At 64.3% G+C, this 22521-nt stretch carries 22 protein-coding genes; 9 read left to right on the top strand and 13 right to left on the bottom strand.

Translation table 11 applies throughout. The features are described 5' to 3' along the window. Positions 1-16: 16 nt before the first annotated feature. The 4 genes from ACEPP2_RS04220 to ACEPP2_RS04205 all read left to right on the top strand — a co-directional run bounded on the left by ACEPP2_RS04220 (position 17) and on the right by ACEPP2_RS04205 (position 6318). On the top strand, positions 17-937 hold the full coding sequence (locus ACEPP2_RS04220; protein ID WP_281976766.1) for a DUF58 domain-containing protein: 921 nt from the start codon (positions 17-19) through the stop codon (positions 935-937). Further along, positions 934-3744, top strand: a complete 2811-nt coding sequence (locus ACEPP2_RS04215; RefSeq protein ID WP_395515885.1) for a DUF4159 domain-containing protein — start codon at positions 934-936, stop codon at positions 3742-3744. Before ACEPP2_RS04220 ends, ACEPP2_RS04215 begins: the two co-directional genes overlap by 4 nt. A gap of 10 nt (positions 3745-3754) precedes the next feature. Then, positions 3755-5821 (top strand): hypothetical protein, encoded by a 2067-nt coding sequence (locus ACEPP2_RS04210; RefSeq protein ID WP_395515884.1) that lies wholly within the window; start codon positions 3755-3757, stop codon positions 5819-5821. Between the two features lie 77 nt (positions 5822-5898). Beyond that, positions 5899-6318, top strand: a complete 420-nt coding sequence (locus ACEPP2_RS04205; protein WP_142588070.1) for a GNAT family N-acetyltransferase — start codon at positions 5899-5901, stop codon at positions 6316-6318. A gap of 6 nt (positions 6319-6324) precedes the next feature. On the opposite strand, the gene ACEPP2_RS04200 is transcribed toward ACEPP2_RS04205, so the two are convergent. Continuing rightward, on the bottom strand, positions 6325-7638 hold the full coding sequence (locus tag ACEPP2_RS04200; RefSeq protein WP_077546759.1) for an MFS transporter: 1314 nt from the start codon (positions 7636-7638) through the stop codon (positions 6325-6327). 44 nt (positions 7639-7682) lie between these two features. Continuing rightward, positions 7683-8222 carry a GNAT family N-acetyltransferase gene (locus ACEPP2_RS04195; protein ID WP_395515883.1) on the bottom strand — a complete coding sequence of 180 codons (540 nt, stop codon included), beginning with the start codon at positions 8220-8222 and terminating at the stop codon, positions 7683-7685. Positions 8223-8467: 245 nt separating this feature from the next. Between ACEPP2_RS04195 and ACEPP2_RS04190 the strand changes: the two genes are divergently transcribed. Beyond that, on the top strand, positions 8468-9451 hold the full coding sequence (locus ACEPP2_RS04190; protein WP_395515882.1) for a glutathione S-transferase family protein: 984 nt from the start codon (positions 8468-8470) through the stop codon (positions 9449-9451). A gap of 1 nt (position 9452) precedes the next feature. Here the strand turns inward: ACEPP2_RS04190 and ACEPP2_RS04185 are convergent, their stop codons facing one another. Beyond that, a complete protein-coding gene (locus ACEPP2_RS04185) occupies positions 9453-9941 on the bottom strand; it encodes an NUDIX domain-containing protein (protein ID WP_395515881.1) in 489 nt (162 codons plus the stop codon). 64 nt (positions 9942-10005) lie between these two features. On the opposite strand from ACEPP2_RS04185, the gene ACEPP2_RS04180 reads away from it, so the two are divergent. The 3 genes from ACEPP2_RS04180 (at position 10006) to ACEPP2_RS04170 (ending at position 12299) form a co-directional block, all read left to right on the top strand. Further along, positions 10006-10959, top strand: a complete 954-nt coding sequence (locus ACEPP2_RS04180) for a metallophosphoesterase family protein (RefSeq protein WP_152339759.1) — start codon at positions 10006-10008, stop codon at positions 10957-10959. A gap of 84 nt (positions 10960-11043) precedes the next feature. Next, positions 11044-11496, top strand: a complete 453-nt coding sequence (locus ACEPP2_RS04175) for a sigma factor-like helix-turn-helix DNA-binding protein (protein WP_172973576.1) — start codon at positions 11044-11046, stop codon at positions 11494-11496. Beyond that, on the top strand, positions 11493-12299 hold the full coding sequence (locus ACEPP2_RS04170) for an anti-sigma factor (protein ID WP_395515880.1): 807 nt from the start codon (positions 11493-11495) through the stop codon (positions 12297-12299). Before ACEPP2_RS04175 ends, ACEPP2_RS04170 begins: the two co-directional genes overlap by 4 nt. 7 nt (positions 12300-12306) lie before the next feature. On the opposite strand, the gene ACEPP2_RS04165 is transcribed toward ACEPP2_RS04170, so the two are convergent. The 6 genes from ACEPP2_RS04165 to ACEPP2_RS04140 form a co-directional block, all read right to left on the bottom strand. Further along, entirely contained in the window at positions 12307-13026 is a 720-nt protein-coding gene (locus ACEPP2_RS04165; protein ID WP_395516163.1) for an alpha/beta fold hydrolase, read from the bottom strand. 59 nt (positions 13027-13085) lie between these two features. Continuing rightward, a complete protein-coding gene (leuA, locus tag ACEPP2_RS04160; RefSeq protein ID WP_395515879.1) occupies positions 13086-14804 on the bottom strand; it encodes a 2-isopropylmalate synthase in 1719 nt (572 codons plus the stop codon). 309 nt (positions 14805-15113) lie between these two features. Next, positions 15114-15359 (bottom strand): type II toxin-antitoxin system BrnA family antitoxin, encoded by a 246-nt coding sequence (gene brnA / locus ACEPP2_RS04155; RefSeq protein WP_395515878.1) that lies wholly within the window; start codon positions 15357-15359, stop codon positions 15114-15116. Then, the gene (locus tag ACEPP2_RS04150) at positions 15337-15609 is read right to left on the bottom strand and encodes a BrnT family toxin (protein ID WP_395515877.1); all 273 of its coding nucleotides are present in this window, start codon (positions 15607-15609) and stop codon (positions 15337-15339) included. The genes brnA and ACEPP2_RS04150 overlap by 23 nt, the downstream gene beginning before the upstream one ends. Before the next feature lie 39 nt (positions 15610-15648). Further along, positions 15649-16827, bottom strand: coding sequence for a benzoate/H(+) symporter BenE family transporter (locus ACEPP2_RS04145; RefSeq protein ID WP_395515876.1), 1179 nt, complete (start codon positions 16825-16827; stop codon positions 15649-15651). Between the two features lie 178 nt (positions 16828-17005). Further along, the gene (locus ACEPP2_RS04140; protein WP_052642076.1) at positions 17006-17593 is read right to left on the bottom strand and encodes an ATP-dependent Clp protease proteolytic subunit; all 588 of its coding nucleotides are present in this window, start codon (positions 17591-17593) and stop codon (positions 17006-17008) included. A 215-nt stretch (positions 17594-17808) separates the two neighbouring features. Here ACEPP2_RS04140 and ACEPP2_RS04135 point away from each other — a divergent pair, with 215 nt between their 5' ends. Beyond that, a complete protein-coding gene (locus ACEPP2_RS04135) occupies positions 17809-18396 on the top strand; it encodes a HupE/UreJ family protein (protein ID WP_281976754.1) in 588 nt (195 codons plus the stop codon). Between the two features lie 63 nt (positions 18397-18459). On the opposite strand, the gene queF is transcribed toward ACEPP2_RS04135, so the two are convergent. The 4 genes from queF to ACEPP2_RS04115 form a co-directional block, all read right to left on the bottom strand. Further along, positions 18460-18924: a preQ(1) synthase gene (queF, locus tag ACEPP2_RS04130; protein ID WP_142588082.1), complete on the bottom strand. Its 465-nt coding sequence runs from the start codon at positions 18922-18924 to the stop codon at positions 18460-18462. Beyond that, positions 18921-19838: a cation diffusion facilitator family transporter gene (locus ACEPP2_RS04125; protein ID WP_395515875.1), complete on the bottom strand. Its 918-nt coding sequence runs from the start codon at positions 19836-19838 to the stop codon at positions 18921-18923. The genes queF and ACEPP2_RS04125 overlap by 4 nt, the downstream gene beginning before the upstream one ends. A 154-nt stretch (positions 19839-19992) precedes the next feature. Further along, on the bottom strand, positions 19993-20142 hold the full coding sequence (locus ACEPP2_RS04120; RefSeq protein ID WP_281976751.1) for a hypothetical protein: 150 nt from the start codon (positions 20140-20142) through the stop codon (positions 19993-19995). Between the two features lie 70 nt (positions 20143-20212). Continuing rightward, positions 20213-22402 carry an anthranilate synthase gene (locus ACEPP2_RS04115; RefSeq protein WP_395515874.1) on the bottom strand — a complete coding sequence of 730 codons (2190 nt, stop codon included), beginning with the start codon at positions 22400-22402 and terminating at the stop codon, positions 20213-20215. Positions 22403-22521: the final 119 nt, after the last annotated feature.

The raw sequence follows: 22521 nt of genomic DNA, 5'->3' as shown, positions 1-22521 counted from the left end.
ATAGAAGGGATCGCGCGTGGCACCCATCGGCGAGATCGTCCAGCAGACTTCCGGCAGCCAGGTCCTGTCGCGCGCACAGGCGCGTGCGGCCCTCGTTCCCGACTGCATGGTCGAGGCGAAGCGCATCGCCAACACCGTGATCGCCGGCTGGCACGGCCGCCGCAAGCGGGGTGTCGGGGAGAACTTCTGGCAGTTCCGGCCCTATTCGGAAGGCGAAAGCCTGTCACGCATCGACTGGCGCCGTTCCGCCCGGGACGACCATACCTATGTCCGTGACCGCGAGTGGGAAGCCGCCCATACGGTGTGGCTCTGGTGCGACCTGTCGCCGTCGATGATGTACAAGTCGACCTTCGGAACGGTCTCCAAGGAAAGCCGCGCGCTCGTGCTGATGCTGGCGCTTGCCGAAATCCTCGCCCGCTCCGGCGAACGTATCGGCTGCCCCGGCATCATGGAACCCGTTTCGGCCCGCAATGCCGCCGAGCGGCTGGCCTCCGCCATCATGCATTCGCCGCCGGCCAGTGGCCTGCCGGAGACCGCGATGATCCGTGGCCACAGCGACCTCGTGCTGATCGGCGATTTCCTCGATGAGGCGGACCTGATCATGTCCCGCCTCTCGCCGCTCGCACGGCGCGGCCTGCGGGGCCACGTTGTCGAGATCGCCGACCCGGCGGAGGAAAGTTTCCCCTATTCCGGCCGCACCGAATTTACCGATCCGGAAACCGGCGAGAAGCTTGTGTCCGGCCGGGCCGAAACGATCCGCGACGACTACCGCCGCGCCTATCTTCTTCGCCGGGAGATGCTGGGCGATGCGCTGCGACGACTGGGCTGGAGCTTTGTCTTCCACCGTACGGATCACCTGGCGTCAGAGGCGCTTGTCGCGGTGCACGGCTATCTTTCAGGCATGCCGGCCGGCGGCATGGTCGGAGGACGCCTATGAGTGCCTTCGCCTTCGCCAATCCGGCAATTCTCCTCGGCCTTCTGGCGCTGCCGCTCATCTGGTGGCTGCTGAGGCTGACGCCGCCGCGGCCGACGACGGAAGTCTTCCCGCCGCTGCGCATCCTGGCAGGCGTGCTCAAGCGCGAGGAGACGCCGGCGCAAAGCCCGTGGTGGCTGACGCTGCTGCGCATGCTGCTAGCGGCTGCCCTCATCCTGGCGATCGCCAATCCGGTCCTCAATCCGCGCGCCGGCTCGCTGGATTCCGGTGGCCCACTGGTCCTCGTCGTCGACAATGGCTGGGCAACGTCGACGGACTGGGAGCGACGGATCGAGACTGCGGAGGCGCTGATCGCAGATGCCGAGACTGCGGACATTCCCGTCTCCATTGCGTTCACCGCCGATGCCACACATGATGCCGTGCCGGGCAACGCGGTAACGGCACGCGAGAAGCTCGCTGCCGCCCGGCCCCGGCCACTCGTGCCGGACCGGGAGAGAGCGGCCTCCGCCATTGGCGAGGCGCTGAACGGCACCACGCCCGGGACGCTCGCCTACATCTCCGACGGGATCGTCACCGACGCCGACGAGGCGGCACTCGGCGCCTTCGGCGCCCTTTCCCCCGCCGAACTGCGGCTGATCGAGGGCGAGGGTGAAGGTGCCGTCGCGCTCACCTCCGCCAGCAACAGCGCCGAAGCCATGTCGGTGACGGCGACGCGCCTGCCGACACCTGCCCCGCGAAGCATCTCTGTCAATGCGCTGGATATCCAGGGCCGTCCCCTCGCGTCCGGCACCCTGCAGTTCGCGGCCGGCGCGGCAGCGGCCACGGCCGAGATCGAAGCCCCTTTCGAACTGCGAAATGATTTCGCCCGTCTCGGCATCGAAGGCCTTGCGACGGCCGGCGCAGCGCATCTTCTCGATGACGGCTTCAAGCGTCGCCGGGTCGCACTGCTCGCGGGCGAAAGCGGCAGCGATTTCCAGCCGTTGCTTCAACCGCTCTACTACATCAGCCGGGCATTGCAGCCCTATGCCGACCTGATCGAGCCGACCACGGCAGATCTTTCGGTCTCCATCCCCCAGATCCTCGAACGCAACCCCTCGGCCATCATCCTCGCCGATGTCGGACGCCTTCCAGCCGAAACCTACGAACCACTGCAGGAGTGGATCTCACGCGGCGGCATGCTGATCCGCTTTGCCGGTCCGCGTCTCGCCGCGGCTCCGGCCGATGATCCGCTGGTGCCGGTGATCCTGCGCCGGGGGGAACGCGCCCTTGGCGGGGCGCTTTCCTGGTCTGAACCCCAGCCGCTCGCCGACTTTCCCGACTTCGGGCCCTTCACCGGAATGCCGCGGGCCACCGACATCACCATCAACCGGCAGGTGCTTGCGGAACCCACACCGGATCTTGCGGAGCGCACCTGGGCCAGCCTCGGCGACGGAACGCCGCTGGTAACCACCCGGGAACAGGAAGCAGGCCGCATCGTTCTCTTCCATACCAGCGCCGAAGCCACGTGGTCGAACATGCCGCTGTCCGGTAACTTCGTGGAGATGCTGAGACGCCTCGTGCAGATGGCACGCGCGGGCGGTGCGACCAGCACGACCAGCGGAACTGAGGCTGCTGCCGCCCTTCCACCCTACCGCCTGCTGGACGCCGAGGGGATCCTGTCGACCGAGACGGGCACGGCAAAGCCGATCGCGATCACGGCCGGCCAGACGCCGGTCGCGAGCTTCGACCATCCCCCCGGTCTCTATGGCAGCGAGGACGGCTTTACCGCGGTGAACTTGCTGGCCGCCGGCACCGAGCTTTCTCCCTTCAATCCCGAGCTTGCGGGTCAGCAGGTCATTCGCGAGACACTGATCGGGGAAGAGGCGACCTCTCTTCGGCCGCTCCTCTTCGCGATCGCTTTCGGACTGATCCTGCTCGACAGCCTCGTTGTTCTCTTCATGAACGGGGCCTTCTCCCGGATACCGCGACGCCCCGGCAGGGCAACCGCTGCCGTCGTGGCTCTGGCCGCCCTCTGGTTCGCCGCCCCCGACTCCGGACTGGCGCAGGATGCAAGGCCGGGCGACGATCTCCTCATGCAGCGCCTCGACACGACGCATCTCGCCTATGTCGTGACCGGAGAAGCAGAGGTCGACCGCCTGTCCGAGCAGGGGCTTGCGGGACTGACGGAGTTCCTGACCTACCGCACAACACTTGAACCGGGAGAGCCGGTCGGGCTGGACATCGCCACAGATGAGCTCTCCTTCTATCCGATCATCTACTGGCCGATTTCCGCCAATGCCCCCATGCCGTCCGCGGCGGCGATATCGCGAATCGATGCCTATATGCGAAACGGCGGAACCGTCCTCTTCGACACGCGCGACCAGGTTTCCAGCCTCGACAGCTTCGGCGCCACCACCGCCAATGGCGAGCGGCTGCAGGTCATCCTTGCCAATATCGACATCCCGCCGCTGGAACCGACCCCGGAGGATCACGTTCTGGCGCGCGCCTTCTACCTGTTGAAGGACTTTCCCGGCCGCTATGCTGGCAGCCCCCTCTGGGTGGAGGCCAGGCAGGAGGCCGCGGAGACCAACAGTGAACTCTCATCCTCCGGCGACGGCGTGACGCCCTTGCTGATCACCGCCAACGATTTCGCGGGCGCCTGGGCGATCGACCCCCAGGGGAATTCGGTGCTTCCGACGGTACCTCCGGACGGCATGCAGCGCGAATACGCCTACCGAGCCGGCGTGAACATCATGATGTACATGCTCACCGGCAACTACAAGTCCGACCAGGTCCACGTCCCGGATCTTCTCGAACGGCTCGGCCAGTAGGAGCAGCGTCGTGAGCATCGAATTCGCCCCATTCCTGCCCTGGACGATACTGGCGGCCCTCGCCATCGCGGCCGCCCTCCTTTCGGCGCTCAGCCTCTGGCGCGGCATACGGGGTGCCGGCCTCCGCACCGTGGCGCTCGCGGCACTGCTGATGGCCCTCGCAAATCCGCTGCTGATGCAGGAAGACCGCGAGCAACTCTCAACGGTCGTCCCCATCGTCGTCGACCGGTCGCAGAGCCAGGTCATGGCCGGGCGACAGGAGCAGACCGATTCAGCGCTTGCCGGGTTGCAGGACCGCTTCGCCCGCTTTCCGCGGATCGAGACGCGCATAGTCGAAGTCTCGGACGTCCCGGACACGGAGACACCGTCCACGCGGCTGTTTTCCGCCCTCGCCTCGGCCACTTCCGACGTGCCTCCGGGCCGACTCGGCGGCGCCGTATTCCTGACGGACGGGCAGATCCACGACCTGCCCGGCGTCAATCAGGAACTCACGATCGACGCCCCGATGCACGGCCTGATCACCGGTCAGCCGGAGGAATTCGACCGGCGCGTGCAGGTTGTTCGCGCACCCCGTTTCGGCATTGTCGGCGAAGAACAGCAAATGACCCTGCGTGTCTTCGACGACGGCCGCAGCACCGGCGAGGTGGCGGATGTCACCGTCCGCATGAATGGCGAGGAGATTGCGACACTTCAGGCGGCTCCCGGCGCTGACACGCCGTTTTCCTTCACCGTCCCGCGCGGCGGCGGCAATGTCATGGAGTTCTCCGTCGCCGAAGTCCCCGGCGAAGTGACCGCCGTCAACAACCGCGCCGTCCATGTCATCGACGGCATCCGGCAGAACCTGCGCGTGCTCCTGGTCTCGGGTGAGCCCCATGCCGGCGAACGCGCCTGGCGCAACCTCTTGAAATCCGACGCATCGGTCGATCTCGTCCACTTCACCATCCTGCGCCCGCCGGAGAAGCAGGATGGTACGCCGATCAATGAGTTGTCGCTGATTGCTTTCCCGACGCGTGAACTTTTTGTGGAGAAGATCGAGGACTTCGATCTCATCATCTTCGACCGCTACACGCACCGCAACGTGCTGCCGATCCTCTACTATGACTACATCGCCCAATATGTGCAGAACGGTGGGGCCCTGCTGATTGCGGCCGGCCCCGAGCATGCCGGCGACAACTCCATTGCCGCGACGCCGCTTTCGCAGATCCTGCCGGCAGAGCCGACCGGCGACGTCCACAATGCCGGCTTTTATCCGCGCCTGTCGGAGGATGGCCAGAAGCATCCCGTAACGCGCGGGCTTGACGGCGCAGGACAGGAGCCGCCTGCCTGGGGTCGCTGGTTCCGCTCCATCGACGTTGCCGCACCGCAGGGCGAGACTGTCATGCTTGGAGACCAGGGGCGGCCGCTTCTCGTCCTTAACCGCGAGGCCGAGGGCCGCGTCGCCATGCTGCTTTCCGACCATGGCTGGCTCTGGGCCCGCGGCTTTGAAGGCGGAGGCCCGCATGTCTCGCTCTACCGGCGGATCGCGCACTGGCTGATGAAGGAGCCAGACCTCGAAGAGGAGGCGCTTACGGCCCGCGCCATCGGCCGTACGCTCGAGGCGACACGCCAGACAATCGGCGAAGATCCGGGTCCAGCGACGATCACCTATCCATCCGGCCGAAGCGAGACCGTTCCCCTTGTCGAAGCCGGTCCCGGGCTCTACCGCTTCGAGCGGCGCATGGAGGAAACGGGTCTGTTCGAAGTCACCAACGGCGAGTTTTCAACCCTCGTCCATGTCGGGACGGTCGATGCGCCGGAGTTCAAGGCTATGATCTCGACAGAGGAGACACTTGCTCCCTATGCCGAGAAAACCAAAGGCCTGGTGGCGCGGGTCTCGGACGGCGAAAACCTCTCGCTGCCGGATATCCTGCCGGTGCGCGGCGAGGTGCGGGTGCAGGATCGCAACCGCATGGTAATCCGTCTGACCGACGAGACCGTGCTGCGGGGCATCAACACGATCCCGCTGTTTGCGGGGTTTGGCGGGCTCTCCATCCTGCTCCTCGCCGTGGCGGCGATGTGGTGGCGCGAAGGTCGTTAGGGATAAGCTGGTTTTGGGGTTCCGCCACGCCTTCGTGGCTGCTATTGCGCACGCCGCTGAAACCGACCGGCTGTCCCATGTTGCCCGAATTGACCATTACCGACCACTTCACTCCCGAGGAAGAACAGGCGATCCTCGACCGCCTGCAGGCCTACAATATCGAGAACTTTGGTCCGATGGATCGCAAGGATCTCGCCATTATCCTGCGGGACGGCGCTGGCGAACCGGAGGGCGGGCTTCTCGGCCGCACCGGACGCGGCTGGCTTTACGTGCAGATGCTGTTTGTCCCCGAACACCTTCGCGGCCAGGGTATTGCGAAACGCCTGCTCGCCATGGCGGAAGAGGAGGCACGCAGCCGTGGCTGCGTCGGTGCCTATCTCGACACGATGAACGCCTTGGCGCTCCCCTTCTACCTGAAGCAGGGGTATGAACCCATCGGTAGGCTGGAAGGCCTCACCGGAGGCCATTCCGTCACCTGGCTGAAGAAGCGCCTCTGACCTGCCCTAGGCCAGCGAGGCCTCGCGGGTTTCCGCGTCGATCAGGTAGGCCGCCAGCCCAGCGAGGACCAGCAGGCCTGCAAAGACCGCAATCGCCAGCCCGAAGCTCTGCGCCACCACGAAGGCCATCGCCGAAGGTGCGATCAGCCCGCCGAAACGGGCCATGGCGCCTGCCGCGCCCATGCCCGTTGCCCGCGACGCCGTCGGGTAGAGTTCCGGCGTGAAGGCGTAGAGGGCGCCCCATGTGCCGAGCAGGGCAAAGCTCATGATCAGCAGCGAGGCCCCGATCAGGATGCTTCCGCTCGCCACGACGAAGAGGAAGCATCCCGCCGCCGAGAGCAGGCAGAAGCCGACCAGCGTCGGCCGTCGACCCCACTTCTCGACGCCATAGGCCGCCAGCGCATAGCCCGGAAGCTGGGCGAGCGCGATCAGCACGAGGAAGCCATAGCCGCGAACAAATCCGAAGCCCTCACCGGCAAGCTTCGGCGGCATCCAGACGAAGACACCGTAATAGGAAATCGAGACGAGGAACCACACCGCCAGGATCAGGATGCTGCGGCGGCGAAGCGGGCCGGAGAATATCTTCACCTCCGGCACCGGCGCCGGCTGCGCAAGTTGCTGGCTGGCAGCCAGCATGTGCTTGCCATTGGTCACCAGGATCTGGTCGATGATCGACTTCGCCTCGTCGCTCCTTCCGGTCCGCATCAGATAGAGCGGCGATTCAGGCACCAGGAAGCGCAGGCCGAAACCGATGAGTGCCGGAAGCGCGGTCACGGCGAAGATGTAGCGCCAGGCGTCCTCGACCTCCAGGAGGCTCAACACCCAGGCGGCAAGGGCGACGATCAGCGTGCCGATCGCCCAGAAGCCTTCGAGCATGACGAGCCAGCGCCCCCTGTTCCGCGCCGGCAGGAACTCCGCCATCATCGCATAGTCCACGGGAAGCGTACCGCCCACGGCCGCGCCTGTCAGGAAGCGGAGCAGAAGCAGGATGGTAAAGTCCGGCGCGAAGATGGAAAGCGTACCGAAGATCGCATCGGCGAGCACGGTCACGATCAGCACGTTGCGGCGGCCGATCCGGTCGGCCAGCCGGCCGAAGCCGATCGCGCCGACCAGCATGCCGAGAAAGAAGAGCGTCCCGGTCTGGAGCGCCTGCGGCACTGTCAGGCCGAAGGTTGCAGCGATCGAGGCTGCGGTGAAACCGACCGCCAGCACCTGCATGGCATCGGCCGTCCACACGAGCCCGAAGATGCCGATCAGTCGTTTCTGGTATGTCCCTGCCCCGGCGCGATCCAGCGCCTCGTCTATGGTAAGCGTCGTCATTCCACCGTCCCCTGTGCTGACGAAGGCCCCGGAACTCCCGCGGCTCAAGCCCCCATAGAGGATGTGTCCCAGTCGTGCCAGCAAATTGTGCCCTTGAGCCGGTCATGGACATCGGCAGCCATGGGAACGACGAGCACCCGCGACGGGTCGACCGGACCTGGGAAAGCGAGCGCGCCATAGGCGACCTTCTCGAAGCCCAGCGGCATGTAATAGGGCGGATCGCCCACCAGGATGACCGCTTCCGAACCCCTCCGCCGTGCTGCCTCGACGGCGATCCTGACCAGTTCCCGCCCAATTCCCCGGTTCTTGTGCGACGGGCGGACGGCAAGCGGCCCGAGCAGATGCCCCTTCACCGATCCTGCCATCACCGGTGTCATCCGGACCGAGGCGATGGTCTCGCCGTCGTCGGCGCAGACGAAGGATAGCGACCGGTCATGGGGGCCCTGCTCGCGAATGCGGGCAGCCGCACGCGTATGCCGTCCAGGCCCGAAGGCCTCGGCATTGATCAGTTCGATGACGTCGTCATGCGACGCGTCCTCGGTGAGGTAGACAAGATCGTGCTTGGGCGAGAGTTGCGGAGCCATGGTGAACCGAAGCCTTGGAGAATACGGATGGGACAAGTGATCGTGGCGGCGCTCGTGGAGCGTCACGTCGGAGGATCAGCGTCGTCGCAGTGCCCGTACTTCGGTCATCGAGGGTTCCTAAATGATGGCAAGCCCAATAGCAGCAAATATTTTCGCCGCCAAGTTCAAAACGCACCGTTCATCGAACCTGCCCTCGCAATTTCGGTCCCGTGACGCAATTATGCCTGCAGCAAGAGGAGATCATGATGGGCAGGCTGGTCGACGGTGAATGGCAGGACGTCTGGTACGACACGGAGGCGACGAAGGGACGCTTCAAGCGTTCCGAGTCCCGGTTCCGCAACTGGATCACCGCCGATGGCTCTGCCGGACCGAGCTGCACCGGCGGGTTCAAGGCCGAGCCCGGACGCTATCACCTCTACGTCTCCTATGCCTGTCCGTGGGCCCACCGGACGCTGATCTTCCGCACGCTGAAGCAGCTCGAAGATCTGATATCGGTCTCGGTCGTCGACTATGTCATGCTGGAGAACGGCTGGGAATTCAAGCGTGGCAGCGGCTCGAACGGCGATGCGCTGTTCGCGTCCGATTTCCTCTACGAAGTCTACCTCAAGGCGGATCCGAACTATTCAGGTCGGGTCACCGTCCCGGTCCTCTGGGACATGCAACAGCAGACGATCGTCTCGAACGAGAGCGCCGAAATCATCCGTATGTTCAACACCGCCTTCGACGATCTCACGGGCTCGACCGACGATTATTACCCGCCGGACCTGCGCCAGGAGATCGATGAGATGAACGCACTGGTCTACGACACCGTCAACAACGGCGTCTACAAGGCGGGCTTCGCCACGACGCAGGAGGCCTACGAGGAGAACGTGGTCCCGCTGTTCCAGACACTCGACATGCTGGAGAAGCGCCTCGCCACCAGCCGCTATCTCTTCGGCGACCGCATCACGGAGGCCGACTGGCGTCTCTTCACGACGCTCGTCCGCTTCGACGCGGTCTATGTCGGCCATTTCAAGTGCAATATCCGCCGGATCGCCGACTACCCCAACCTGAACGGCTATCTTCGCGATCTCTATCAGGTGCCGGGCGTGGCCGAGACCGTCCACTTCGATCATATCAAGGGCCACTACTACCGCAGCCACAAGACCATCAATCCGACGGGTGTAGTCCCGCTCGGTCCAGCCTTGGATTTGGATGCGCCCCACGAGCGGGGCGGCATCGGCACCTGACCTACCACATATCCGATGGCGGCTCCTGCCCCGTCACTTCGCGGATTCGTCTGAGGGTGGCGGAGGTGACATCCTTGGGCAGGCTTGCGAGGTCAAAGAAGCCGCTTTCGGCAATCTCCCGGTCGGGCTTCCTGGGTTCCGTCTGCTCCACCTCGACCCGATAGAAGAGGACGTGGTCGCGCTTGCTGGCCCCGCGGTTGTAATAGACGTGGAATAATTCCGGCGGCCCCGTCATCACCAGGTTGCCTTCCTCGCGCAGTTCCTTTTCCAGCGCGCCGAGCGCCGTTTCGTGCCGCTCGACCCCGCCGCCCGGAAGATACCATCCCGGCACATAGGTATGTCGCACCATGAAGATGCGCCCATCCCGGTCGAAGCAGGCGGCGCGGACGCCGAGCGTCATGCCTCGCCTGAGGAAGAAGAAGTGGTGGAACAGCCAGACCACCAGGCGGCTTCGCAGCCCGCTCACCTCTGGAATGCCCGGCCCTGACATCTCACGTCCTCGTATCTGGAGAAAAGGGATAACGAATTGCCCGCTCATGCGTTATGTCTGCGACATGTTCAAGTTTGCCCATATCTCCGACATCCATCTGGGGCCGCTGCCAAAACTCACGCTCCGTGAGCTGTTTTCGAAGCGGATCACCGGCTTTGTGAACTGGCACCGGAACCGGCGCAAGCACCTCTTCGTCAATACGCTCGATCTGCTGTTGAGCGATCTGCGCACCCGCGAACCCGATCACCTCGTCATTACCGGCGATCTTGTCAACCTCGCGACCGGCATCGAAACGCGGCTGGCCGCCGAATGGCTCGAGACGATAGGCGATCCGGCCGATACGACCGTCGTGCCAGGGAACCACGACGCCTACGTCCGGGGCGCCCACGACCGGTCCGTGAAGGCCTGGTATCCCTTCATCATCGGCGACGAGGGGACGCGCGACTGGGATGATGAGACAAAGGTCTTTCCCACTATTCGTCGCCGCGGTCCTGTTGCCATCATCGGCTGCTCGACATCCGTCGCCACGCCGCCCTTCTCGGCGTCCGGGTATTTCAGCCCGCGCCAGGCGCGCGAGACGGTCAACCTGCTGAAGAAGGCCGGCGATGAAGGCCTGTTTCGGGTCGTGCTCATCCATCACCCGCCGATCCATGGCGCTGCCTCCTCGCACAAGCGGATGATCGGCATCCGCCGTTTTGCTGCCGCCATTTCCACGGGCGGCGCCGAACTCGTGCTGCATGGCCATACCCATCTGAACACGGTCTATTGGCTGAAGAGCCAGAATGGCCAGGTGCCGGTGGTCGGCATCGCCTCCGCCTCGCAGGGACCGGGCGGCCACAAGCCCCGAGCGGCATACAACCTTTTCACCCTGAGCGGCGAGCCTGGAGCCTGGAACCTCGTTTGCGACCGTTACGGACTGACGGAACCGGGCGACGCGGTGGCCCTTGACCACAGTCACCGCTTCTATGGCGAAGCGGTGCGGCCGATGGCCGTGCCCGAAGCGGCAAGGATGATTTGAGGCACGAAGTTGTCGAATCGCCACATTCGATTCATAAATTCGGGCTAACCCGCCTCGAACATGAACCAAGGCTTTCCTCCTAGCATGGCGCAACCCGCTGCATCCATTGATCCGAGACGCGACCTGGTCTCCCTGCTTCCGCGCCTCCGGCGGTTCGCGCTGACCTTGGCCTCGGACGTTTCCGAGGCCGAGGATCTGGTACTCGGCGCCTGTTCGGCCGTGCTGGCAGATGGGCTGCCGGGCGATGCGCCGAGGCTGGACCTCCACCTCTTCGCCGCCATTCGAACGCTCGCCAACGCCCATGCCGGCACGTCACCCAAACGCGGAGCGTCGGCGCCCTCGAAGTGTCAGTCGCTTGTCCTGGCTGCTCCGAAAAACCTTGCCGCAAGCTTCCTGCTCGTCGAAGTGGAGGGCCTGTCATATGCCGAGGCTGCCGATGTCCTCGACATTTCGAGCGATGCAGTCGCGTCGCAGCTCTGCGAGGCTCGCCTCTATTTCTCCACCCTCCCCTCGGACGTGACGGAGAGACGAGCGTGAAGCAGTCCAGAGACACCCACGCATACAGACTGGCCGCCAGTCGACAGCTCGATGGTGAACTCGCGGACGCAGATCTCGACCTCGCCGAACAGAAGGCCCACCTGCACCAAGCGCAGGAGGCTCTGAAGCTCGGAAACCTCCGTGGCCGTGAGATCTTCGAGGACCTTCTCAAGGAGCCGGTGCCCCTCGATCTTGTTCGCCGGATCAGGACGAGCCCGCACGCCCGGAAGGCGGTCCGGCTCCCCTCGCCGCGTCGGCAGGCGAAGCTGACGCTTCCGCGCGTGGCGGCCGCCTGTCTCCTGACCTTCGTGCTCGGCGGCGGCCTCGGTTACATGCTCGCGTTGAAGCCTGCTTCAGCCGTCTCGCCCCTGATCGCCGATGCCGGAGACGCATGGCTGGACGACGTCGTCGCCCACTATCGGACGTTCTCGCGGATGGACGGCCGACTTGCGGAACTGCCTGCGTCCGAGCCGGCGGCTATCATCGAATGGCTGCTGCGCAATACCGGCGTGAACTTCCGCATCCCAGACCTGTCGGACAACGGGCTGGCCTTCGAAGGCGCCCGCATGCTGGTGGCAGGCGGAATGCCCGTCGGCCAGTTGGTCTATACATCGGACGACGGAGAGGTCATCAGTCTGCTCTTCCGCAAGAATCGACCCGATGAAGACGGAATCTCCGAACTGATCCGCGACAACATCGCGCTGGTCTCGTGGAGAAGTGCGACCGCGACCTATGTCGTGGTCGGCCCCTCCTCCGCGGCGTCCCTCGACGAGATTGCCGCCAAGGCTGCCGGGCTGATCTGACCGTGCGTCAGCCGGCCCGAGCGATCGTCTCGCAGATAGCGCTCAAAACGTCCCGCGGGCGCTCTTCGACCAGCATGTGACCTGTTTCGGAAAGCTTCCGGACCTGAACATTCGCGGGCAGGCCATCGGCCTGCGCGACCGGGAGGATGGGGTCGGCATCGCCCCAAAGAACGGTTATCGGCAGGGCAAGCGCTCCCAGCGCGTCAACCCGCAAGACACCCTGCGTCCGTCCCGCGGCATCGACCAGGATGACATCCAGGATGGCAGCGAGCGCAGCACGTGCTTCGGCAGGCGCCCGGGCTTCCAGCAAGGCGGCAACGCCGCCACGATCCACCGAATGATCCGGTCCGCACATCGCCTGCAGAACAGCGGCCATGGTCTCATGGTCATCTGCCGAAGCATAGCGGCGCAACAGAGCTCCATTGATAGCCGGTGCAAACCCGCCCGGCGCCAGAAGCGTCAGGCTTGCCACGCTCTCTGGCTGCCGCAGGGTGAGCAGTGCGGCCACCGCCCCACCCATGGAATGTCCTACCAGATGAAATCGCGGAATGTCCCGCTCCTGCAGGGCCTGACCTACGGCCTTCGCCATGGAGCCTGCACCACCGGCCCGCACACTCAGCGAGCCGCCATGTCCGGGCAGGTCGAAGGCTAGGACCTGGCGTTCTGTCGCCAATTTCGGTGCCAGCGCGTGCCAGATGGCGGCGCTGCCGCCGAAGCCGTGGAGCAGGACCAGCGGAAGCGCCTCGGCATCCGTCCTGCCCCAGGTCTCGCAATGCAGTACACCGCTCAGCGCTTTGCCGCCCGCTCTTCCAGCACGCGATTGGCCGCAGACACGATCGCCTCGAGCGACGCGGCCACGATGTTCTTGTTGATGCCTGCCCCGAACAGCTTCCCGCCCGGATGCTCGACCTCGACATATGCGATCGCCGACGCGTTCGAGCCGTGCTGCAGCGAGTGCTCGGAGTAGTCGTTCACGGTGAGCTCGATCCCCAGGTAGGAGGAAAGCGCGTTGATGAAACCGTCGATCGGCCCCGTACCCGTCCCCTCGATCCGCTTCGTCTCGCCGCCATCGGTGATCTCCGCCGCCACGATCCGCACACCCTTGTGATCGGTGCCGGCAGGATAGGTGTGATGATCCACGAACTTCAGCCGCCCGCCGGGCTGCTCCACGTAGCGCTCGATGAACCGGTCATAGATGCGCTTGGCAGGAAGCTCCACGCCCTCTTCGTCGGTAATGCGCTGGATATCCTCGCGGAACTCCACCTGCAGGTTGCGCGGCAGGTTCAGCCCGTAGTCCTCCTGGAGGATATAGGCGATGCCGCCCTTGCCCGACTGCGAGTTGATGCGGATGATCGCCTCGTAGGAGCGGCCGACGTCCTGCGGGTCGATCGGCAGGTACGGCACTTCCCAGACCGGCGAATTGGCCTTGCGGATTGCCTTCATGCCCTTGTTGATGGCGTCCTGGTGCGAGCCGGAGAAGGCCGTGTAGACCAGCTCGCCCACATAGGGGTGGCGCTCCGGAATCGTCATCTCGTTGGAATACTCGTAGACGGCCTTGATCCGCTCAATGTCGGTGCAGTCCAGTTCCGGATCGACGCCCTGCGTGTACATGTTGAGCGCCAGTGTCACGATGTCGACATTGCCGGTCCGCTCGCCATTGCCGAACAGGGTGCCCTCGACGCGGTCCGCGCCAGCCATCAGCCCCAGTTCGGTGGCCGCGATGCCGGTGCCCCGGTCATTGTGCGGATGCAGCGAGACGATGATGTTCTCGCGGTTGTCGATGTTGCGGCACATCCACTCGATCTGGTCGGCATAGATGTTCGGCGTTGCCATCTCGACCGTGGACGGCAGGTTGAGGATCAGCTTGTTGTCGGCCGTCGGCTTCACCTCGGCGATGACCGCGTTGCAGATTTCCAGCGCCACTTCCAGTTCGGTCCCGGTGAAGCTTTCCGGAGAATATTCGAAGCGATAGCCGCCGCCGGCCTTGGCCGCCATGTCGGTGATCATCTTCGCCGCATCCACCGCGATCTGCTTGATCCCGGCCACGTCCTTGCCGAACACGACGCGCCGCTGCAGCTCCGAGGTCGAGTTGTAGAAATGGATGATCGGCCTATGCGCGCCTTCCAGCGCCTCGAAGGTACGGGTGATCAGCTCCGGCCGGCACTGGACCAGGACCTGCAGCGATACGTCCTGCGGCACCCCGCCCTCTTCCACGCACCAGCGCGCAAAGTCGAAATCCGTCTGCGAGGCCGAGGGGAAGCCGATCTCGATTTCCTTGAAGCCCATGTCGAGCAGCAGCTTGAACATCCGCGCCTTGCGGTCGTGACCCATCGGGTTGACCAGCGACTGGTTGCCGTCGCGCAGGTCGACGGAGCACCAGATCGGCGCCTTGTCGATTATCTTCGACGGCCAGGTACGGTCAGGAATATTGATCTGCGGATAGGGCCGGTACTTCACTGCCGCGTCCGGCATGCCCTTGGCTGAAATGGGGGTTTTCGCATCCATTGTCGTCGTCTCTTCTCGCTCACGCACCGCCGGTCATATGCCGTTGCAGGTGCGGACCCTCGCGGGTCTTCATTTGGTCCGTCTTGAATGATTGTAAGAGGAGCTCTTGCGCCGGCATTGGCTTTTCGGCCGCCGGGCGCTCCTCAACGGACCCGGCAACCGCGCGTAAGGTCGAGGCTAAGAAGCGAGAGAGGCGCGAGAACCGTCGCCCCGGCTGCGATGCAGCGGGCGGCAAAACGGTCGGACATGATCGCGCCTGTCATGGTCATGGGCGAAGTGATAGCCTCTGAAGCAGCAACGCGCAAGCTGTTACTCGGCAGCAGCGGAGGCTTTCTCCAGCCGCTCACGAATCCACGTTGATATAAGGTGACTGCGCGTCGTTCCTCTACGCGCCACTTCGGCATCCAGCTCCGCAAGCTGCGCCTTTGGCAGCTCAAGCTCGACCAGTTCATGCTCCCAGTCGACGCGGCGCGCTTTGGACCAGTCGAGATACTCGCTGATATCCTCACCGTCGTCGAACTTCTTATCCAATTCAGCTGCGGATATGGTCTTCATAACGCCGTTTCTCTTCATCTCGTGCTCTGCGAACGGAAATGATCCGGATTATTCCACCGCGTAGGGTGAAAAAGCCAACCCACAGCTTCTCACCAAGCACGCCGATCACCGCATATCGTTCTTCATCGGCGGATCTCGCCGGGACCATCAGGCCTGCACCCGGTGCCCACAGAGCCTGGGCTTCCACGAAATCGATCCCGTGCTTCCGCTTGTTGATGGCGCTCTTTGCGGGGTCGAACTCGAACTCCATGTCCGAAGATAGCGCGAAGAAGGCTTCTTTGCGAGTCCATCAGCCGCTGCGCATCACCCGCTGCAGCCCCATCATCAGCCCGCCCGCGACCAGTCCCCAGAACGCGCCGGAAATTCCGGCAAACGAGACGCCGGATGCGGTGATCAGGAAGGTAACCGCCGCCGCCTCGCGCGTCTCCGGCTCCTTGAAGGCAGCCACGGCCGACCCTGAGAATGCAGCGATCAAGGCCAATCCCGCCACAGCCTGGATGAGGATCGGCGGCGCGAGCGATACGAAGGCTGTCACTGCCCCCGCCAGCAGGCCGAGCACGACATAGCCGAGGCCGCCAATGATCGCCGCCCAGTAACGCCTGGCAGGATCCGGATGCGCATCCTCGCCGGCGCACATCGCAGCGGTGATCGCCGCAAGGTTCACGGCGTGCCCGCCGAACGGGGCCGACAGCAGCGAGAAGGCCCCGGTCGTAGCGAACAGCGGACCCGGGTTTGGCTCGTAGTGGTTGACCTTCAGCACAGCGATACCCGGAATGTTCTGCGACGCCATGGTGACGATGAAGAGCGGCAGCGCGATCGAAATCAGCGCCGGCAGTGTGAAGAGAGGCGCTACGAATTCCACCGGCGGCGCCAGCGACTGCGACCACTCGGCCATCGCCCCCTCGGGCAGTTCGACACCGAGCACCATCACGCCGACGAAAGCCGCAAGCGCTGCAGGCACGGCATAGAGCCGCTTCACCATCAGGACCACGGCCCAGGCGACGAGGATCGGCAGGCCGAGTAAGGGATCGAAGGCAATCGCCTTGAACGGGGCAAAGCAGAGGCCGAGGATGACGCCGGAAAGCATCGCATTGGCGAGAGGCGCCGGGATGGCAGCAACGGCCCGGCCCAGCGGCCGAAATAGCCCGGCAAAAACGATAAGCACGCCACAGACGAGGAAGGCTCCGACTGCGGCCGGGAAACCGCCGTCCACCGCACCGGCTGTCGCGAGCAGTGCCGCGCCCGGCGTCGACCAGGCGATAGAGACCGGCAGCCGCGTCCAGACGCTGAGCACGATCGCGCAGACACCCATGGACACCGAGAGCGCCATCAGCCCCGAGGCCGCTTGATAATCGGTCGCCCCGACGCCCTTCAGCCCCTGAAGAACGACGGCAAACGAACTGGCGAAACCGACAAAGGCGGTCAGGCAGCCCATGAAGAAGCTCTGTGGAGAAAGATCTTTGAGCACGGAAGACTCGGCAATGGCAGCTTTGAAAGTCGCTACCGAGACCAGAGAAACGCGCTATTGGCAAGTCGCAGCAGGCATCGAACAGTTCGCCCTGCCCGTTCCGCTGGAGGGTCGCTGCCAAACAAAAACCCCGCCGGCAGGGGCCGACGGGGTTCAATCTCTATCTTTCGGTAGTGGTTCAGCCGATCTCGGACTGGTTCACGACGACCCGGGAAGCGAGCCCGTAGGCCACGCCCTCTTCCGCCGAAAGCCAGTAGTCGCGGTCGATGTCCTTGGCGATCTTCTCTTCGCTCTGGCCGGTGGCCTTGGCGAAGATCTTGATCAACCGCTCGTTCATCTTGATGATCTCGCGCGCCTGGATCTCGATGTCGGAGGCCATGCCGCGCGTGCCGCCGGACGGTTGGTGCAGGAGGAAGCGCGTGTTCGGAAGCGCAATGCGGCGCTCCTTCGGAGCAGCGACGTAGATCAGCGCGCCGGCGGAGGCGACCCAGCCCGTGCCGATCATCCAGACCTTCGGCTTGATGAACTTGATCATGTCGTGGATCGAGTCACCCGATTCCACGTGACCGCCGGGGGAATTGACATAGATGCGGATGTCTTCGTCGCTGGCAGCGGCGAGCGCCACGAGCTGCGTGTTGACCTTCTGCGCCAGTTCCTGGGTGATCGGACCATAGATGAAGATCGAACGCGACTTGAAGAGGTTCGCTTCCGTTTCCTTGCCGAGCGGCAATTCCTTGACCTTGTCGTCGTCGTTTTCGTCGTTCATCAGCATCTCCAGTATGGGATTTGTCTTCACGGACATAATGCCTTCGTGCCGGTAAAACAATGCGCGAAACCGACTAAGGTGAATGACGTAGGTGCAGCGCCTCACCGGGTCTGTACCGGCATGGACACGCGCCCTCGGCCTGTCTTATCGTGTCCGCCGATATTGCTGCCTCGCGCCCGACAGCGTCCGAGGCGTCTTCCAGAGGGGTCAGAGAAATGTTGAAACGCCTTTTCATCGCCGCAACTATGTCCGTTACTTTCGCCGCACCGGCCTTTGCGCATCTCGACCCCACAGAACACGGCTCTTTCATGGCTGGCGTTTCGCACCCGCTCTTCGGCGCCGACCATATTCTTGCGATGGTGGCTGTCGGGCTCTGGGCCAGCCAGATTGCTGTGAACTCCGGGAATCGCCGCCCGCTCTGGATCGTCCCGGCAGCCTTCGTCGGCACCATGGCACTCGGCTTCTTGGCTGCGGTGGCCGGCATCGGTCTTCCCTTCGTCGAGCCTGCCATCCTCGCTTCGGTGGTGGCGCTCGGCCTCCTCGTCGCGATGGCGGCTCGCCTGCCGGTCGCAGCCTCGGCCGCCGTCGTCGCCGTCTTCGCCCTCTTTCATGGCCATGCGCATGGCGGCGAACTCGGCACGGCCGGCGCCCTGCAATTCGGCATTGGGTTCATGGCTGCCACGGCCTTGCTGCATGCCGCCGGTATCGGACTTGGCCTCGGTATCGGCCGCCTCGCCCCCTGGGCAACGCGCCTCGCCGGCGGTCTGACCGCCCTTGCCGGTCTTACCCTCGCCTTCGGCTGAACCTCACATCAAAAAGGGCACCCGACGAGGTGCCCTTCCTATCTTCAGTTCAACCGCCGCAGATCAGCCGCGACCGCGATAGGTCGCCACGCCCTGCTCCGGCAGCCACACGCCCTTCGGCGCCTCGCCCGTCTGCCAGAAGACGTCGATCGGAATGCCGCCGCGCGGATACCAGTAGGCGCCGATCCGCAGCCACTTCGGCTCCAGAAGCTCCACCAGCCGCTTGGCAATGTAGATCGAGCAGTCCTCATGGAAGGCGCCGTGATTGCGGAACGAGTGCAGGAAGAGCTTCAGCGACTTCGATTCCACGAGATGCGCATCGGGAATGTAGTCGATGACGATATGGGCGAAGTCCGGCTGACCTGTCATCGGGCAGAGCGAGGTGAATTCCGGTGTCGTGAAGCGCACGACGTAATCCATCCCCTGATTGCCGTTCGGCACCTTTTCCAGCACCGCCTCCTCCGGGCTTGCAGGCGCATCCACCTGCCGGCCGAGCTGGGAGAGGCTCGAAGTGTCAGTCATGCTCAATTGGGCGTTCCTTCTACCTTGACCTTGATGCCATGCGCACGCTCCCCTTCGGGTTCCACATGGATGGCGAGACTGGCGCCCGGTATGACCTCCTTGATGGCGTCTTCAAGGCGATCGCAGATCTCGTGCGCCTCCGCCACCGGCATGTCGGCTGGAACGACAAGATGGAAATCGATGAAGGCGGCCGCACCCGCCCGCCTGGTTCTCAGATCGTGCACGCCGAGCGAACCCGCGGAATTGGCCTTGATCGCCGCGCGGATGGCAGCTTCTTCCTCGGGCGTCACGGCCCGGTCCATCAGACCACCGAGCGAGTGGCTGATGACCTTGTAGCCCTGGTAGAGGATGTTGACCGCAACGGCCAAGGCAAGCAGCGGGTCGAGGATCGCGTAACCGGTCGAAACGGCGAGCACCAGTCCGATGAAGACGCCCGCCGAGGTGACGACGTCCGACATGATGTGGTGGCCGTCCGCAGCAAGAGCGGGCGACATATGCCGCCGTCCCACCCGGATCAGAACACGCGCCCACACAAGGTTGATCACGCCGGCGGCAGCATTGATTCCGAGCCCCAGAACCGGCGCTTCGAGAAGCTTCGGCGCGAAGAGCTCGCCCCATGCCTCTTGGACGATCAGCAGTGCCGCGACGATGATCAACGCGCCCTCCAGCACCGCCGACATGTACTCGGCCTTGTGGTGACCGAACTGATGGTCGTCGTCGGCCGGGCGCGCCGCGTAGCGGATCAGGAAGTAGGCGATGAAGGCGGCGACCACGTTGACGATGGATTCCAGACCATCGGAAAGCAGCGCCACCGACCCCGTCACCCACCAGGCGACGAGCTTCAGCCCCATCACTCCGAAGGCCAGCGGAATGCCCCAGAAGGCCAGTCTCTCAACGATCGAACCGGTTCTCGCTGTCACGCCAAGTCCCTCTGCGCATGCAAACCACTTGCAGGAGCCCCGCCCCTGAACGGCGAAACCGCCCGGGCGGGACCCGGGCGGTTTCGAATGCTGGGCGTATGGCGCACGACAGCTTGTTTGTCAAAGCGTAAGACGCGTTGGCCGGCGTCCTACGCTAATTTTGCGCCGGTGCCGCCGGATTCTGCTGCTGGTCTCCGACTGCCGGCGGTGGTGCGGTGTTGTCGCCGGATTCCGGCATCATCGTCAGCGCCATCACCACGATCACGAGGACGGCGACTAGTCCGATCAATACGTTTCTGCTCATCTGTCTTTCCCGGTTTGAGGTCGATCGACCTCTTAACCCGGAAGTGACGGCGAAAGTTGCGCTCCCCGCTTCAGGCCGCCTGCACCTTCCGCTTTCTCGACAGATGCGCCACGACGTTCTCGATCATGCGCATGCCGGCATCCTGGCCGAGCGTCATGATCGATTCCGGATGGAACTGTACCGCGGCGATGGGCTCCTTCACGTGCTCGATGCCCATGATCGTGCCGTCCTCGCTCTCCGCCGTGATGGTGAAGTCGCTCGGCAGCGTCTTTGGGTCGGCGAAGATCGAGTGGTAGCGACCAACCGTCACCTCGTTGGAGAGCCCTGAGAAGACGATCCCCGGCTCCAGCACCCGGATGCGCGACGGCTTGCCATGCATTGGCACGGCGAGTTGCCGCAGTTCCCCGCCGTAGGCTTCCGCCAGCGCCTGCAGACCAAGGCACACGCCGAAGATCGGCAGCCCCTTCGCCCGCGCCGTCCTGATCGTCGCCTTGCAGTCGAAATCCTTCGGATTGCCCGGCCCCGGCGACAGGACGACGAGATCCGGGTCGACCCGGTCGAAAATCTCCTCCGGAACAGGGGTGCGGACGGTCGAGACCTCCGCACCGGTCTGACGGAAGTAGTTGGCAAGCGTGTGGACGAACGAGTCCTCGTGGTCGACGAGCAGGATCTTCACCCCCTGCCCGACCCGCGCCACGTCGCGCGCCACCTTGCCCGAATTGCCTGCACGTGCGTCACGGATTGCCGAAATCATTGCCGATGCCTTCAGTTCGGTTTCTGCCTCTTCCTCATGCGGGTCGCTGTCGTTCAGGAGCGTCGCACCGGCGCGCACCTCGGCGATCCCGTCCTTGATGCGGATGGTCCGCAGCGTCAGCCCGGTATTCATGTCGCCGTTGAAACCGACCATGCCGATCGCCCCGCCATACCAGGCGCGTGGGCTCTTCTCGTGGTTCTCGATGAAGCGCATCGCCCAGAGTTTCGGCGCGCCGGTCACGGTCACGGCCCAGGCGTGGCTGAGGAAGCCGTCGAAGGCGTCCATGTCCTCGCGGAGCCGCCCCTCGATATGGTCGACGGTGTGGATGAGCCGCGAATACATCTCGATCTGCCGCCGGCCGATGACCTTCACCGAGCCCGGCTCGCAGACGCGCGACTTGTCGTTGCGGTCGACATCGGAGCACATCGTCAGCTCTGACTCGTCCTTCTTGGAGTTGAGGAGCTTGAGGATCTGCTCCGAGTCGGCGATCGCATCCTCGCCGCGCCGGATCGTGCCGGAGATCGGGCAGGTCTCGATGCGACGGCCCGATACCCGCACGAACATTTCCGGCGAGGCGCCCACCAGATATTCCTGGTGCCCGAGGTTGATGAAGAAGGAATAGGGCGACGGATTGATCGCCTTCAGCCGGTTGGAGATCTCCGAAGGCTTCGAGTCGCAGCGCTCCATGAACTTCTGTCCGGGCACCACTTCGAACAGGTCGCCGCGGCGGAAGCTCTCCTTCGCCTTCACCACCAGCTCCGCATATTCGCCGGGCTTGTGGTCGCCCTTCGGCGGCGTCACGGTCGTGCGCTGGAACGGCTCCGGCGCAATCTCGCCTGACTTGCCGGCAGTGGTCACGCCGTCCTTGGCGAAGTCATAACGGTCAATCCAGGCCTTGGCCGCATGGTGGTCGACGACGAGGATCTCGTCCGGCAGGAATAGCACCATGTCGCGCTGGTCTTCCGGCCGCTGCATGGAAAGCTTGATTGCGTCGAACTGGAAGGCAAGATCGTAGCCGAAGGCGCCGAACAGCCCGATCGCCGAATCCGCGTCGGAGTAGAACAGGTCCACCACCGCGCGCAGCACGGTGAACACTGTCGGCATCTTGGAGCGTTCTTCTTCCGTAAATGCGCGGGACGGCTCGTTGACCGTCAGGTCCAGCCGGCGCGCGGTCCGCGCACCGAGTGTCAGGTCTGCCACCGTTGCGAGCCTCTCCGCCACGAACGAGAGCAGCACCTCGCCGCGTTCGTTATAGGCCTCGATCCAGACTTTGCGGCCGTGCGAGGAAATGGCAAGCGGCGGATCGACGATCGCCGTATCCCAGCGGGTATAGCGGCCGGGATATTCATAGTTGGAGGAGAAGACGGCGCCCCGCCGCTCGTCGAGCTTGTCCACATAGCCGGAGACCGCATCCGCATAGGGCGTAGGCCGGCGCATCCGGCTGACGGCGATGCCGCCCTTGGTCTCGTAGGTTTCCGAACCGTCGTCCCGGATGATCGTCACCATTTCCTGCTCTCCGTTTCCCTCACCCGAAACTGCGGACAACAAAAAAGCCGCCTCGGTTCTCGGGCGGCTTTGGGGTCTTGTCAATGGACATGACTGGTCAAGGCCGCGTCAGCGTGCCC

The sequence above is a fragment of the Pseudorhizobium flavum genome (assembly GCF_044142885.1).
Taxonomy (GTDB): domain Bacteria; phylum Pseudomonadota; class Alphaproteobacteria; order Rhizobiales; family Rhizobiaceae; genus Neorhizobium; species Neorhizobium flavum.
The sequence above is the reverse complement of the archived record's forward strand: the minus strand, read 5'-3'. Positions and strand labels throughout refer to the sequence as shown.